This window comes from Mesoplasma syrphidae (assembly GCF_002843565.1).
GTDB lineage: Bacteria > Bacillota_I > Bacilli_A > Mycoplasmatales > Mycoplasmataceae > Tullyiplasma > Tullyiplasma syrphidae.
The window spans coordinates 524,809-540,907 of the sequence record NZ_CP025257.1; the positions used below are offsets into that span (position 1 = coordinate 524,809).

At 29.2% G+C, this 16,099-nt stretch carries 10 protein-coding genes; all 10 read right to left on the bottom strand.

The genetic code is table 4. The annotated features are described in order from the left end of the window. Window positions 1–50: 50 nt before the first annotated feature. Window positions 51–2,351: a RelA/SpoT family protein gene (locus CXP39_RS02225; protein ID WP_051591849.1), complete on the bottom strand. Its 2,301-nt coding sequence runs from the start codon at window positions 2,349–2,351 to the stop codon at window positions 51–53. Window positions 2,352–2,421: 70 nt separating this feature from the next. After that, a complete protein-coding gene (locus tag CXP39_RS02230) occupies window positions 2,422–2,934 on the bottom strand; it encodes an adenine phosphoribosyltransferase (RefSeq protein WP_027048042.1) in 513 nt (170 codons plus the stop codon). Window positions 2,935–2,945: 11 nt separating this feature from the next. Next, entirely contained in the window at window positions 2,946–6,890 is a 3,945-nt protein-coding gene (locus CXP39_RS02235) for a protein translocase SecDF, variant type (RefSeq protein ID WP_027048041.1), read from the bottom strand. Window positions 6,891–7,021: 131 nt separating this feature from the next. Continuing rightward, window positions 7,022–8,518 carry a YitT family ABC transporter gene (locus CXP39_RS02240; RefSeq protein WP_036256223.1) on the bottom strand — a complete coding sequence of 499 codons (1,497 nt, stop codon included), beginning with the start codon at window positions 8,516–8,518 and terminating at the stop codon, window positions 7,022–7,024. Between the two features lie 67 nt (window positions 8,519–8,585). Further along, complete coding sequence (locus tag CXP39_RS02245) at window positions 8,586–9,962, bottom strand: DEAD/DEAH box helicase (RefSeq protein WP_027048039.1); 1,377 nt, start codon at window positions 9,960–9,962, stop codon at window positions 8,586–8,588. 14 nt (window positions 9,963–9,976) lie between these two features. Then, window positions 9,977–10,759 carry a Nif3-like dinuclear metal center hexameric protein gene (locus CXP39_RS02250; RefSeq protein WP_027048038.1) on the bottom strand — a complete coding sequence of 261 codons (783 nt, stop codon included), beginning with the start codon at window positions 10,757–10,759 and terminating at the stop codon, window positions 9,977–9,979. Next, window positions 10,746–11,435 carry a tRNA (adenine(22)-N(1))-methyltransferase gene (locus CXP39_RS02255; protein ID WP_051591848.1) on the bottom strand — a complete coding sequence of 230 codons (690 nt, stop codon included), beginning with the start codon at window positions 11,433–11,435 and terminating at the stop codon, window positions 10,746–10,748. Before CXP39_RS02255 ends, CXP39_RS02250 begins: the two co-directional genes overlap by 14 nt. Window position 11,436: 1 nt before the next feature. Continuing rightward, window positions 11,437–12,840 (bottom strand): sigma-70 family RNA polymerase sigma factor, encoded by a 1,404-nt coding sequence (locus CXP39_RS02260; RefSeq protein ID WP_027048036.1) that lies wholly within the window; start codon window positions 12,838–12,840, stop codon window positions 11,437–11,439. A gap of 3 nt (window positions 12,841–12,843) precedes the next feature. Beyond that, on the bottom strand, window positions 12,844–14,676 hold the full coding sequence (dnaG, locus tag CXP39_RS02265; protein WP_027048035.1) for a DNA primase: 1,833 nt from the start codon (window positions 14,674–14,676) through the stop codon (window positions 12,844–12,846). A gap of 28 nt (window positions 14,677–14,704) precedes the next feature. Then, window positions 14,705–16,084 carry a glycine--tRNA ligase gene (locus CXP39_RS02270; protein WP_027048034.1) on the bottom strand — a complete coding sequence of 460 codons (1,380 nt, stop codon included), beginning with the start codon at window positions 16,082–16,084 and terminating at the stop codon, window positions 14,705–14,707. Window positions 16,085–16,099 lie beyond the last annotated feature (15 nt).

Here is a 16,099-nt window from a genome sequence, read left to right on the forward strand (position 1 = left end):
TTGCTATTTGCTACACCAAAATGTCGTTAATAAATTTGGTTTAAATAACATTAACGCTTTTTATATCCACGCTCAACTTCATTAATTGATGGAATTGATTTTATAGCTGAAATAATTTGATTTAGTTGATCTGAATTTTTAATTTTAATTGTTAAAACTCCTGAGCAAGTTAAAAGTTTTTCATCAGTTGCAATATTGGCATTAATAATTGAGGCCTTTAGACTTGTTAAGACTTTGGATACATCATAAATTAAATTTGGACGATCTATTCCATAATAACAAATTTTAGTTGTATAAAAATGTGTTTCAGCCACTGCTGAATTTCATTGTACTGCAATTAAACGTTTCTGATCTTCAGGGTTGGAAATATTAAAACATTCTTTTAAATGAACTTTAATCCCACTGCCCTTTGAAACATATCCAACAACATCCTCATAAGGAATCGGCATACAACAACTTGCTAATGACGTTTTTATATTTGTAATGCCATCAATTACAATATCATTTTTTAAGTCAAGATTGTTGACAACTTTTGACTTAATATTTTCAAGTGCTTCATCGTCTTTAGAATAATTTTTATCAATGTATACTAAATCAGTTGCTTCAGCAATTGTGTAGTCTCCTTTGGCTTGAGCCAGTAGAAAATCTTCTAAAGTAGCAAATCCAAGCTTTTTTACACTTTCTAAAATTTCATCATTTGATTTACGTTTTCAGCGTCAATCTTTTTGATTTATATAAGCATTAATTGTTGCCTCAACTTTTTTTGCAATCAATCGATTTTCTTCTTTTTTATCCTTAATATTTTCATCAGTCATTTTAGCACTTAAATATTTTTTAATTCGATTTCTTGCTGCTGCTGTTACTACAATTTTTAATCATTCATGTGTTGGTTCTTGCTTTGATGAAGTTTTAATTTCAACAACTTCTCCTGATTTTAAAACTGTATTTATTGGTGAGAAAACTCCATTAATTTTAGCACCAATTGTTTTCTCACCAACTTCTGTATGAATTCGGTAAGCAAAATCTAAAACTGTTGATCCATAGGGAAGTGTTTTGACAGCACCTCCTGGTGTTAAAACATAAATTGAGGCTGTAAACAAATCTTCTTTTAATGTATTTTCAATACTTTCTTTAATTGATGAATTATCATCAACTGAAGTTTGACGATCTAAATCTAAAATACGATTAAAAATATCAATTTGTTCGTCAATTTCTTTTTGCTTTTTGGCAATATCAGTGACTTCACCTTCTTTATATCTTCAATGAGAAGCTGCTCCAGTTTCAGCAATTTCATCCATCGCTTCAGTTCTAATTTGGACTTCAAAAATACTTCCAGAATTATCAGCTAAAGTAGTATGCAATGACTGGTAAACGTTATTTTTGGGAGTTGCAATGTAGTCTTTAAAACGTTTAGCCAATGGAGTATATTTCTGATGAATAAATCCTAAAATTTTGTAACAATCATCAATTGATTTGGTAATAATTCGAATTGCTAAAACGTCATTAATTTCTTCAAACTGTTTACCCACCATATTCATTTTACGATATACAGAGTAAACTGTTTTAGCTCTTCCAAAAATGTCTAATAATTTAATATGTTTTTCTTTACGTAAATAAAGATCAATATCACTAATAATTGCATTAATATTTTGTGTGCGTTTTTCACGATCACTGTCCATTAATTCCTTAGTTTTTTGATATTCTAAGGGATTTAAAACTTCAAATGACATATCTTCTAAAAATGATTTTGCATTTTTCATCCCAATTCGATGTGCGATTGCTGAATAAATGTCTAAAGTTTCCCGTGCAATAATAATTTGCTTAGCTTCTGGCAAATTGCGAATTGTTAGCATGTTATGTAAGCGATCAGCAATTTTAATAATAATTACCCTAATATCTTTAGCCATTGACAAATATAGTTTACGCAAATATTCTGACTTTAGTTGCTCACGATTTTCTTTTGCAAAATAACTGACTTTTGTTACTGATTCTACTAAATTTGCGACCTCACTTCCAAACTTTTCTTCAATATTTTCAACAGTATAAGGTGTATCCTCTAAAATATCATGCAACAATCCTGCAATAATTGTTTTAGGGCCCATTTTAAGTTGCGCCAAATAATAAGCAGTTGATAATGGATGATAAATATAAGGATCACCATTGCGACGCAATTGTCCATCATGTTTTTCATAAGCATATTGATAAGCTATTTCAATTTCTCGCAACTCTTTTTTATTAAAAATATACTTTTTTAATTCGCTTTCCAATTGCCTATACTCACGAATTTCTATAATATCCAAAATATTATTATATGTTTTCTTAGTTTGTTTTTTTTGTACAAATCCTGCCATAAATACTCCTCTTTGTTTTTCAATTATACAATTATATATATTAAAAAATAAAGACTTCCGTCTTTATTTTTTAATACTTCAATAATTTTTGAACATTATATTCAGAAAGTAGCTTCTCATCATGTAAATAAGTTAAGTCTGCCAAGAATGAAATTCCTTTAACCTCAGCACCTTCTCTTGCAATCAATTTGATAATTGCTTCAATTGTTCCGCCTGTTGCAAGAACATCATCAATAATAACGACTTGATCACCAGGTCTAATATCACCTTTATGAATTTGTTGATGATTAGTTCCATATTCCAAAGAATATTCAATGTCGATTACTTCTCGAGGCAATTTACCGGGTTTTCTAACCAAAACAAATCTTGTTTTGGTATTGAACGCAACTGCTGATGCTAATAAAAAACCTCTTGCCTCTGGAGCAACTACAACATTAGCTCCAGTTTTTTTGACAAACTTTGAAATTTCTTCAATCATAAAATGAAACGCTTGAGCATCATTTAACAAGGGAGTAATATCTTTAAAATTGACTCCAGGTTTTGGAAAGTCTTGAACATCCAAAATATACTTTTTTAAATTCATATTTGTCCTTTTTAATCGTTAATATCTTTAATTGTTTGTTCTTCAGCTGAAACAACAATTTTTCTAATAAATTTTTTGTATCCGTACTTAGCATTAATACGCTTTCTTTCCAATCAAATTCAAACTGGAATTGAAACTGTTATAAACACAACAGAAGCAATTACAACTCCAATTGCCAAAGTCATTCCCATTCCTGAGATAACCGGCAACGTAATTGCAGCAATTACACCAATTGCAATATAGATGGTTCCAACTGCAATAAATCTAAAAATTCCAAATTTAATAATATCTAAGAAAATTTGTTTCAAGAAATTATTTTTTCTTGACTCAATTGTTACTTGCTTTTTAGTTTCACCTTTAAAAATAGCAAAACTTTTAAGAACATTCTTACGATCTTTTTTAAACTGAGTTTGAAGAGTTTTTTGGCTGACTTTGAATTGCTTTTTAATACCTTGTCTTTGCTCTTTTTCTTTTATTTCAGATAGCTCTTTTGCCAATTTCTTTTTCAATTCTTTATGCGCCTTTTTCAATTGTTTTTTTAATTGATCAAGTTCTTTGCCCTTAGCATTTTTGGCCTCATTAATCATTACATGCAACTCAATTTCTTTTGCAAATTGTTTATTGATTGTACGCTCATCTTTTGAAGCCAAAATGGTTTTCCCTTTACCCATAATCAAAATTCCAGTAACCAAACTAAACATTATTATTCCTAAAATGGCTGTAATGATTTCAATTGATACTGGGATTCTAAATAAGACAATTAAGGCAACTGTTATTGACATTGTCATTACTAATCCTAATGCTAAAGCAACATAGTAAGTTCATTTAAATCTAATAACCATATAAATAATTAAGGCCAACAATAAAATTCCAAACATAACTGCAATTTGTCGAATTTGATCATACGCAGTATAAGGTGTTTCTTCAAGACCCAAAATTCCACGATTTGGGTTATTGTAGTCAGGTGGTAAGTAAAGATATCCTGCAAGAGTTGCCTGAGTTCTTTTCATCTGCTTTAGACTTACTTTTTTTGATGTTTGAATTGAAACTCATCCTGTGGTTTCTCTAACATTTGTATCCTCATTAATTACTGCAAAATTATTACCATATGAAATTTGTGATTTTCTTAATGATGTTTTGTCCATTCTTGTATTAAATGAATCTAAATAATTATTAGATAATAAGAATTCATATGATTGAGCAACGGTTTGAGCCATTCAATAATTTTGTTGCTCTAGTGTTGCATTGTCTATTGAAATTACTTGATACAAATTTTTAAAATAAGCATCATTCTTTTCTTTAAGACCTGTCAAGCCGTCATAAATTTTGTCACGATTTTTGTCATTTTCATTTGGCAATAATGATTCTTTTGTTGATTCAAGATTTTTATAAGTTTCAGAAACAGCTTCACCATATAAAATAAAGTTTTGCCCTTTTCCTAAATTTGCAGATAAATTAGCTCCAAATATTCCACCAATAATTGCACCAAAAATAACAATTACTACTCAAAAAATTGATATAAGTTTTCCAAAATAAGCAACTTTTTTTTCAATTTGAATTGCCTGAATATTTTGCGATTGTTTCTTATCTGCAAAGTTAGACTCACTTTGTTCAATTAACATTCCTTGATAATTTGATAACTCTAACTTCTTGTTATTTGCTTTAACGCTTTGATTCGGCTTACTTTCATATTTAGCTTTTGAGGATTCAATTTTATTAATTTGATGTTGAATTTTATCAATTTCCTTTTGATTTCTTGCAACTTTTTTAGCTAAGCGGTCATTAATCATTTCTTTTTGAATTTCATATAATCGATTCAGTTCATCTTGATTTTCTTTTGTTCTAATCAAATCTTTTGAAGAAACTTCTATTTTTTTAGAAGCATTTTGAATTTTGACTTCTAAATAACGAATTTTTAAATCAATAAAAAATGATCCTTGAACTTCTTTGGAGGTATCAATTGGAAGCAAATTTGCATTTTCATGTAGTAATCTTGATTTTACAAGTAAATAGCAAATTACACGCATTATAATAACACCAAATAATATTACAAATAACGCTCCAATTCCTGTAATTGTTGCAAAGTTTTTCATAGCACCGGTTCCAATTCAAAATAAAATAATATTTGGAATTAAAACAACAATGGCAGCATCAATTACTAGTCATAGAGTTTCTCTGCCACTTATTTTAAATGAAGATTCAATAGAATGCTTATCTTCATATATACTTCGCTTAATGGACTCAAAATACAAAATATTAATATCAATTGTCAAACCAATTATTATAAATATAATACTGAATATTTCTGGTCCTAATGCAAAACCAAATCAAAATGGTACTAAGAATGTTAGTGCTCCAATAATTGCAGCAATGATAATTGTAAACAGTCCTAATAATCGATAAGCAAATATTACATAAATCATTAACATTATTGCAATAATCATTAATGCTACTATAGAAACAATAAATAATGTTCTTGAGATCAATGCATTAAATTCAGAAATTGAAAAAACTTTAAATGATAATCCTGAAGTTGTTTGTAAGATTGTTGCTACAGCTTTTTTTGCTTTTGTATATGATGATGTTTTAACAAGCAACTTATTATCTTGAATATATGCTGGTGTTGAAGAAGGAACTTGCGCGTTAGCTTCTGCGATAACTTGAATTTGCCCTTTTTGAATAATATTGTCAGAAAAAATTGATTTTTCCAACGCAATATTAACTAAACTATCATCCTTAACATCTTTAAATAATGATTCTTTAAATAAAACGCTAGTTAGTTTTGAAAAAACATCTTGAATATTTCCTAATTCATTATGATCTGCTTCTGATATTAGTTTTTTTCCATAAATACCATTTTCATTAAACTCTTTAGCATCAGCATTTTGATCATAAATATACTTACTTAAGTCTGTGTTTACAAAGCTAAACTTATAATTATTATATGGTTCATCGGCTGTAGAACTTCCATACAAAATTCTTCTTAAATGTTCTCTAGTATTAATTTCTCCTGAAAATCCTGCATCAAATTTATTATCAAGTAAAGATGCTGTTTTTGTCTCTCATCCATTGGCTCCTTCTCTTTGATAGTTAACTAAGAAAAAGTCATCTAAAACACGTTTACCCAATTCATCTTTAATTCCAGAATTATTTCGGTAAAGTCGCAATGGTTTAATAATTCCATCTAAATAAGCATCTAAAAACTTATCTGTATCATTTTTTTGTGAGTATAATGAATAATATTCACGCATATTTGATAAAATTGTTTCTACAGAAGTAAACATGTTTAAAGATGGTGCATCACCACCAGTATTTTCACCTTCAGTTGTTGGAGCTACAATTTTAGATAAGTATTGTTGTGACAAAGAAAACTGAATATATGGTTCATTCGTAATTGCTTGGTTACTTTTAATTGAAACAGTTTCTGCTTTTCCCAATAGCTGAGAAACACCAATTTTTTCTTTTACAACTTTCTTGTCACCTTCTGATTCATAAATTTTTACATCAGCTTTTGACATTAATGTTTGGTCAAATAAAACATCTTCATAGCTACTGTTTGTTACTAAGATACCACCACTCATTTCAATTGCATTTTGAAAAAATTTAGTATTGTTAAAGTAAGCATCACGAGATGCTTTTACAGATACCCTACTTGCTCCAACTTGGGTAACTTCAATTGTATTATCTGAAAATGGTGATAATTTGCTTTCTAATGCTTTTGCTCCTTGAGCAGCATCTCCATTTGGCAAAAATTCATTATTTTCTTCTGATGATTGCTTATTATTATCATAAACTCCAACTAAAGCCTCATATCCACCCTTATATTTTGGTCCAAGGACATTATTTGATATACCGCTTACACTTGAAAAAATAATTCCCACAATTAGAGAAAGAACAACAAGTCCCATTACAGAAATATGAATTATTTTTTTAGAATTCTTTTTAGGATTTTTCATATTCTTTCTCCTTTTTACTTTTTCTTAAAAACAAGAAAAGCCAATATATAATCTATATTTTTACATACTAGCAATTGTAATTTGTCTATTGCTTTAAATCTCAATAAACCATAAATATATTATATAATATTTTAATCGCTTTTTTGAGTAGCTTTCTCATTTTTTAAATCATTTTTAATTTTAGCATTGGCAATAAAGATTGCATCATGTTCAATCTTTTTCATCCACTTATCATTTGTGACAACTCTTTCATGAATAATTTGCAAACGTCTTTCATTGTCAAGTTCATATTTAAATGGTCCCTTAACTCTTTGAGTTTTTACAACATTAATATTCATATGCTGATCAATATTGATTAATCCTGCTTCCAATTTATTTCAGTTAATAACTGTAACTGTTGCCATTAAAACTTTCTTATTAGTTACTCCAACACCTTTTTTTGATGTCTCCGCTTCTCAAATAAAAACGTTATTACGATATCCTGCCTCAAACAAGTATTGTTGAACTTCATCAGATTTAATAGTTGTAATCATAATTGTTTGAATTTTATTTTTCGGATATAAGAAGTCAACTACTAAAGCTTGCGCAATTATCAATGTAAATGAGGCAAATAAACTTGGTCCAAAAATAAATTTAAATCTCATCAAATTCATCATTCCTGTTGAGTATTCTGTAAATCCAACATCTGATGCTGCCTTACGTAATGCTTCTCCCAAATTTAAATTCGTAATTTCTCCGCTACCAAATAATTCCTTAATTGCTATTGCGCAAATGTCATTTTTGTTTACTGCTTGATAAAAAATATCAACACTTGAATAGTGGCTATTCAAAATTGAAAATTTAATTGACTCATCAAATTCTTCAGATTTAAGCATTAAAGTATTTAATATAATAACAACCGTTAAAATAATAAAATTAATTTTCATATTAATCTTTCCAATATTTTTGTTTCGTTGTTGCGAAAAATAAACAGTTGCAAAATCTGTTCCACCTGTAGAAGAAGAAGCTTTATAAATTACTGCATATGATCATCCTAAGATAATTCCTCCAAAAATTGCAAAAATAAATAGCCATATAGTACTATTTCATGCTTGAGGAATTGCATTAATAAGTTGATAGTCAATGATTAAATGTCATTCTGAAGGATTAATAACCGGAATCAAACGAATAATTTGATCAAAGCAAATGCTTAGTAAAATATAAGTCACCGTTGTTAATGTGAACTTGTTTCCTAACTTTCAGAATCCAAAACAAATGAATGGAATATTGAACGCAAAGTAAAAAACAAAGTATAAACTAGCTTGCTTTTCTTGTGAAGAAACAACAATAACAGAAATAAATCGCGTTATACCACCTAAACCACCTGGAAATAGTCCCATTTTACCGGTTGCTGATACGAAATAATCAAAAGCAACAGTTGTACCAAGAGCAGCTATTGAAATTAGTAGCAAATCTTTTCAAAATCCTTGCTTAAAATAAATTTGTCTGTCTAGTTTTTTTTCAGCTTTCGCTACTAAATCAGTGTGTGCTTTTTCATACTTAGGGCTTTCTTTAATTTCTTTTAGTTGCGCTGCTGATAATTCTAAAACTTCCTGACCATCAGATGATCTAATTTTAATTTTTCTCATGGTCAATCCTCTTTATTTTTTCTAAATATTACAATAATAATACAATAAAAAAAGAGAAAAGCAATTGCTAATCTCCAAATAATTCTTCACGTCTTTTTTTGTATTTTTCTTTTTTAATTTTTGATATATTTTCTTTAATATGCGCACGACGACGTTTCTTTTTAATTTCTTCTAACTCACGCTTACGTTTTTGCTTATATCCTGGCTTAACAATTTGTTTTTTATATTTTGAAATTACTTTTTGAGATTCGACATCTAAATTTTGTTGATTTTTTTTAGGCGTTCTTTGACGAGCTTTTTTAATGTTTACAAGCTCGCCGTCTAAAAGTTTCTGAACTTCAAATTCAATCCCTTTATCTTTCAATTCCTCAATTTTTTCTTGATTCTTAGCATTAAACAATACATAGCTAATTCCAGTCATCTTTGAACGTCCTGTTCTTCCTGAACGATGAATATAGTAACTTAAATCTCGAGGTAAATCAATTGATATTACATGACTAACTCCAGTAATATCAACGCCTCGAGCTGCAACATCAGTTGCAACGACAAATTTAAACTCGTTACTTTTTATTTTCTTTAACATATTCATGCGAGTTCTTGGCTGTAAATCACCATGTAATTCACCTAATGAATTAATTCCAGCATTACGTAAAATTTTAATAATTTTAGACACATCTTCTTTTTGGTTTACAAAAATCAGACACAAGTAAGGGTTGATTGAGGAAGTGACCTTCGTTAATACCTCTTCAAGCTCACGATTTTTAGTATCAATTATAATATGCTGAATATTTTTGTTTGATGGTGTTGATTCTGAATCATCAACAAATATTGAATCATTAAGATATTTTTTGACAAATGGCCTTAAAGTTTCATGAATTGTTGCGGAAAATAATGATATTACTGCGTTTTGTTTTGCTTTTGAAATCATAAAATCGACATCTTCAATAAAACCTAAATCAAAAATCATATCGCATTCATCCACAACAATATAATCAGCTGTTGTAATGCGCAAATGGTTTCCCTCATATAATTCTCTAATTCTTGTTGGCGTTCCAACAACAATCATTGGTTGAGTTTTTCCCAATTGCTCAATTGTCTTGTTAATATCTTCTCCCCCAATAAACAAACCTGTAGTAATTTTAGGCTCATTTTTTTGAAAAGGCTTGATATTATCATAAATTTGTTTTGCCAATTCTCTGGTTGGTGCAATTATTAATGCTTGAACATGTCTTTTATCAAAAGCCACATTTATATTCAAATTATTAATAATCGGTAGCAAAAAACTATGCGTTTTTCCAGTTCCAGTGTGAGCTAAGGCAACAATATTACGATGTTTTTTAATTAATGGAATAACCTTTTCTTGAACTGATGTGGGAGTAACAAAATTAATTTCTTGTAAGGTGTCATTAATAAATTTTTTAAATCCAAAGCTTGAAAATTCCATGTTTAATTCCTTTTCTATATTTGTTTAAACAAATTCGTAGTATCAAACTTTATTATTTCAAGCGTTTGATCTAAGGCGGCTAGTTTTTCATAGATATCATCTACAAAGTAATTTTCCATATAGTGGCCTATTCCAATTAAGTTTACATTATTATCGTTAGCATATACTCATTCATTTCATTTAATCTCACCTGTGACAAAAGTTTTATTAGTAAAAGCTTGCGATATCATTGAACTTCCACCTGAACCTGTTGTTAAGTAATATTCTTTAGTGTGAGATTCTAAGTTTAATTTTTTTGAATAATCAATTGCTTGACAACTAAAAAGTTTTTGTATTTTATTTATTAATTCTAGGTGGCTTATTTCTTTTTTAAGAATAATTTTGAGACACTCTTTTTCCATTCCTACTCGATCAATTTTTTTAATTTGAAACTCTTTATCTAATTGCTTTTGTATTCCCTGATTAATTGAAGCATCATAGTTTGAATGAATTGAATAAATCAAAATATCTGCACTTTTTAGTTTTTTAAACATAAGCATTTTAGCTGGATTACTTTGCTCTTCTTTCAACTCATTAAAAACAAAAGGGTGTCTCGTAATAATCAAATCGACATTATTTTTAATTGCTTTTTCAACTCCCTGAATTGTTAAATCAAGACATATAAATAATTTATTAATATCCCTATCCAATAAGATTTGCTTTTTAGTATAAATTTGAAAACCTGGTCGATCTCATTTTCCGGCAAGTTTAGAAGGAAACTTTTTTTCTAAGTATTTGATTATTTTATTTAATTTCATTAAGAAAAACCTCGATATCTTGTTGCTGTCGTTTTAAATCCTCTACCTTTTGAAAATTGTTTTTAGTGCTTTCAATATTTTCAATAATTTTATCAATCTTATCAATCTCTGATAATAAATATTTTTTGTAGAATTGATTGTCTGCAAAGTATTTTTTTTCGCCAAATTTAATTTCTTGCTGACTTATAGTATTACTATTTGAAATTTTGGCAATTTTAACTAACCAATAATTGACATTGTAGTCTTCAAAAAAATCTTCAAAATCAATTCGATATTGATTATCAACCACTCATTTTCTTAGTGCAGTAATATTTGTATTGGAGCAAATAATATAATTCTTTATTTTATTATTATCGTCTTTTAGAATATTCAAAATTGTTTGTGTGCCTAATCCAGATATTGTTACGTAATCAATTTCAGTTTTGACATCTCCATTCATAAATTCTAAACCATTACTTAAAATTGTAAAAATTTGGTTTTGATAGCCAAACTTTTTGATGTTTTTTTGAGCGCTTAGCAGGGGCTTTTCATTAACATCAACTGCATAAACAATTTCCGCTTTTTGAGTATCAATAATTGATATTGGCAAATAAGCGTGATCTGTCCCAATGTCAGCAACCATTTTCGTTTTAGGAATTAATTTTAAAACTTTATCCAATCTTAAGGTTAAAATCATTTTATCCTTTGTAAAATTCTTTTAATGTTTTACCTAACTTATTAGAATTTGATGGAGTTTTTAATTTTCGAATTGTTTTTGCTTCAATTTGGCGAATACGTTCACGTGTTACATTTAACTCTTTTCCAACCTCTTCTAAAGTTTTTGGTGAGTCATATTTGGTTAAATGTGATTTAATAACTTCATTTTCATAAACCCTTACTTTTTCAATTGGCGTATCAAAATGCAAATCTAGCTCCTTAATAGCATTTTTCAATTCCTCAGCAGTATCATCACCACATTCAGAAGCTAATCTTAAGATTGTTCTTAACTTTGTAGGAATAATTCCATATCTCATGCGAATAACTTTTTCTTCTCTTGCTGGCATTTCAGAAAATACTTTGTCTATTTCTTCTCTCAAAACTTCTTTTTCAGCAAAATCATTTGGAGAAATCATATCCTTATCTTCAACAAAATCTCCGAAATGAGTATCATCTTCATCTCCAAATGGTTTTTCTAATGAAACGGGTTCTACGGACAATTTTTTAATTTCAATAACCTTAGCAGGAGTTAAACCTGTTCCAACTTTATCAGCAATTTCTTCAGCTGATGGCTCTCTACCTAATTCCTGAGTTAGCTGACGTTCAACTCTTGCTAATTTGTTAATTGTTTCAACCATATGAACTGGAATACGAATTGTTCTTGCCTGATCGGCAATTGCACGAGTAATAGCTTGACGAATTCATCAAGTTGCGTAAGTTGAAAATTTAAAACCTTTTGTATAGTCAAACTTGTCCACAGCTTTCATTAATCCAATATTTCCTTCTTCAATTAAATCTGGAAAATCCAAACCACGATTTAAATGTTTTCTAGCAACAGAAATAACCAATTTCAAGTTTGATTCAATTAATTTGTGACGTCCTTCCTGAACTTCTTCAGGATCTGGAGAGGTTAACATTTTGGCGTATTCAATTTCCTCATCTTTTGTCAAAATTTTTCCTGATCCAATTTTATGGAAGTATGTCTTGATAATATCCTGAATTTTTGTTTCATTTGAAATTCCACCAACACGATATTTCATTTGTGTTGTATCTTTTGCTTCTTTTCTACCCTTTGCAGCAGACTTTTTAGCAATTGCCATTTCATCAGCAAAATCATCATCAATCTCAACTTCATCAAATTCTTCTGCAAGAGATACCAAATCAACATCCAAGTCCGTAAATTTTGCTCCCAGTTTTTCCAAATCATTTAACAAATTTTCATAAACATTGTCATCTGCATTTGGAAAAATTGATGTGAATCCCTCCTGAACTTCTTCTGTAGAAATTTCATTTTCATTCTCTTTTAAATAATGACTAACATATTCTCTAAACTCGTCCACACTTTTAATATTTTTGATACTTTTTTTATCATTAAACTTTTTCATTTTTTACCTCTTCATTTTGTTTGCCATTTTTCTTAAAATATCCAAACGTTGCATAATTAACATTTTTTCTTCAGAACTGGTTGCATTTTTTAGTTCAATCTCTGCTCGATGAACTGCCAAATATGATTGATACTGATTCAACATTATGAAAGCATCATCAATTTCTTTTTCTGAAGCATCAAGCATAATAATTTTGTTGGCTAATATTAATTCAATTTGGTTTCGATAGTCAACTATTCTATCTTCAATTAGTTTTAAGGCTTGCTCGGGATTACCACCATGATAATTACCACAACGATATTCTGAGATAATTCCTCTCATTGCACTGCGAATATTATTATTAATTATCAATTCTATATTCTGTGCAATCTTATCTAAATACTGACTAGATTTTAACAACGAAACAAAGACTTTTTGCTCAGCAATTTCATAAGCCTTTTTAATAATTGGGTCAACTTCTCTTGCAAGTGGTTTGCTATTTTTGATTGTATTTTCTTGTTTGTCAACAAAAATCTTTTTCGAGTTTCCGTTTACTTTATTTGAAGATACAGTTGATTGAATTCTGAGCATTTGTATGATTGTAGATTGGGTCAACTTCGTTAATTTCATTAATAACAATATCGTTTTATCAATAATCACCGGATCTTTAATGCCATCAATAAAATCTCCAATTTTGGTCAAATACTGAGATATGGAATCAGGATTATTATTGTCCACATTTTCCCACATTTTTTTTACCAAAAAAATAGCAGGATGAGTTGAATCTTCAATTCTTGAAATAACAAAATCTTTTTGACCATCCTGAATTAATTCATCCGGGTCTTGATTTGTATTGTTATCAACAATTGTTGTTTTTATGTTTGCTCTCATTAATGCTTTTGCTGCTTTGATTGTGGCATTAATTCCTGCTAAATCTCCATCCAAGAATAGCTTAACTTCCATTTTATTACTTTTAAATAACTTTATATGATATTCGCTTAATGCAGTTCCCATAATTGCAATTGCATTTTTAATGCCAATAGATTCAAGACTTATCACATCCATGAATCCTTCTAAAACAATCACCTGATTATTTTCCATATGCATTCTTAAAACATTTTGAATATTATACGCTAATTGTGATTTTTTAAAAATCAAATTCTCACGACTGTTTATATATTTTGGTTTCTCATCATTTAAAGCTCTTGCTGAAAATCCAATAATATAATTATCTTCATTTTTAATGGGAAAAATAATTCTATTAACAAAATAATCCTTAATTTCCAAATCATAAACTGTCCCTAATCCAGCATCACTAATTTGCTGTTTGGAGTATCCTTTTTCCAATAGCCTTTCGCATAAACTTGCTTGGCGTGATGAATAACCAATTTCGAAGCTAGAAATCTGATCATTTAGAATATTTCGACTTGACAAGTATTCATGAGCAGTTTTTCCTAATTGAGAAAACATTAAAGTTCTATAAAAATTGTTAGCCTCTTCATTTAATTTAAAAATCATCTTTTCATCATCTGAATATTTTTCCTTGATTGCATAATTTTTTAACTCATTGATTTCAATTCCGGTAATCTCAGCTACTTTTTTTAATGCAGATGGAAAGTTAATTTTTTCGAACTTTTTGACAAATTCAATAACTGTTCCTCCAACATGACAAGAAAAACAACTGAATATTTTTTTTTCTGGAGACACAGACATTGATGGATTTCCATCTTGATGAAAAGGACATACTCCTCAATAATTTCTCCCCTTTTTTTGAAGAGTCAAATAAGATGAGATTATGGTAACAATGTCAGCTTTCTCAACTATTTCAGCAATTTTTTTTTCAGAAATAATCGCCATATTACCATCCCCCTCACTTTTTTAGAGTCTAATTTTTTTGTTTTAATTTTTGTTTCAAATATTCTTCAATTTGCGAAATTTCAATTCGCTCTTGCAGCATTGAATCACGATTTCTAAGTGTAACCTTATTATCATCTAAAGAATCAAAATCATAAGTTATTACAAAAGGTGTCCCTATTGCATCTTGTCGACGATAACGTTTACCCACATTGCCAGTCTCGTCATATGTTGCATCAAAATTCACTAATAATTTTTCAAATAGTTGCTTAGCTGGTTCAATTAGTTGTTTCTGGAGCGGCATAATAGCTACTTGATATGGAACTAATGAATATGGAAGTTTCATAACAACTCTAGAGTTATTTGCTTCTAATTGCTCTACAGTGTATGCCTGTCACATAATTGCTAACATCATACGTTCAACCCCAACAGATGGTTCAATTACATTTGCCAAAATTTTTTGATTTGATAATGGATCTAAATATGTCAAATCTTGACCCGAACTGCTCTGATGAGCGTTCAAATCAAAATTGCCACGATCAGCTATTCCTCATAACTCACCTCATCCAAATGGAAACTTAAATTCAATGTCACTTGTTTGATTTGAATAGTGAGCCAGTTCATCATTTTCATGTTTGCGAATGCGATAGTTTTTTTTATCAATTTGAATTTTCTCAGTTAGAAAAGTTTCAACTTTCTCCATTCAATATTCAAATCAGTTTTCACCATCATTTGGGTTATAAAAAAATTCTAGCTCCATTTGTTCAAATTCACGAGTTCTAAAAATAAAATTTCCAGGCGTGATTTCATTTCTAAATGACTTTCCAATTTGCCCTATTCCAAATGGCAATTTTTTACGCAGTGATCTTTGAGAATTTTTAAAATTAATAAAAATGCCTTGAGCTGTTTCTGGTCTTAAAAAAACTGCTGACGATTCATCTTCTAGTACTCCTTGATTTGTTTTAAACATTAACGCAAATTTACGGATATTAGTGAAATTTGTTTCTCCACACTTTGAACATTTAATTTGGTGCTCTTTAATATAATCTTCCATCTCTAAATTTGTCATTGCTCCTGATATAACAGTTTCATCAAACTCTTCAATCAATTTATCAGCTCGCCAACGAGAACCACATTTTTTGCAATCTATTAATGGATCATTAAATCCGTCAATATGACCCGATGCTTTCCAAACTTTGGAATTTAAAATAATTGAGCTATCTAATCCAATATTCATTGGATTCTTTTTAACAAAGTAGTTTCATCATTCAGCTTTAAGCTTGGTCTTAATTTCAGCTCCCAACGGTCCATAGTCTCAACTGTTTGCTAAACCTCCATAAATTTCTGATCCTTGAAAAACAAATCCTTGCGTTTTCAAATGATTAATCATTTCTTCCATATTTTTAACCATAAATTGCCCCCATTT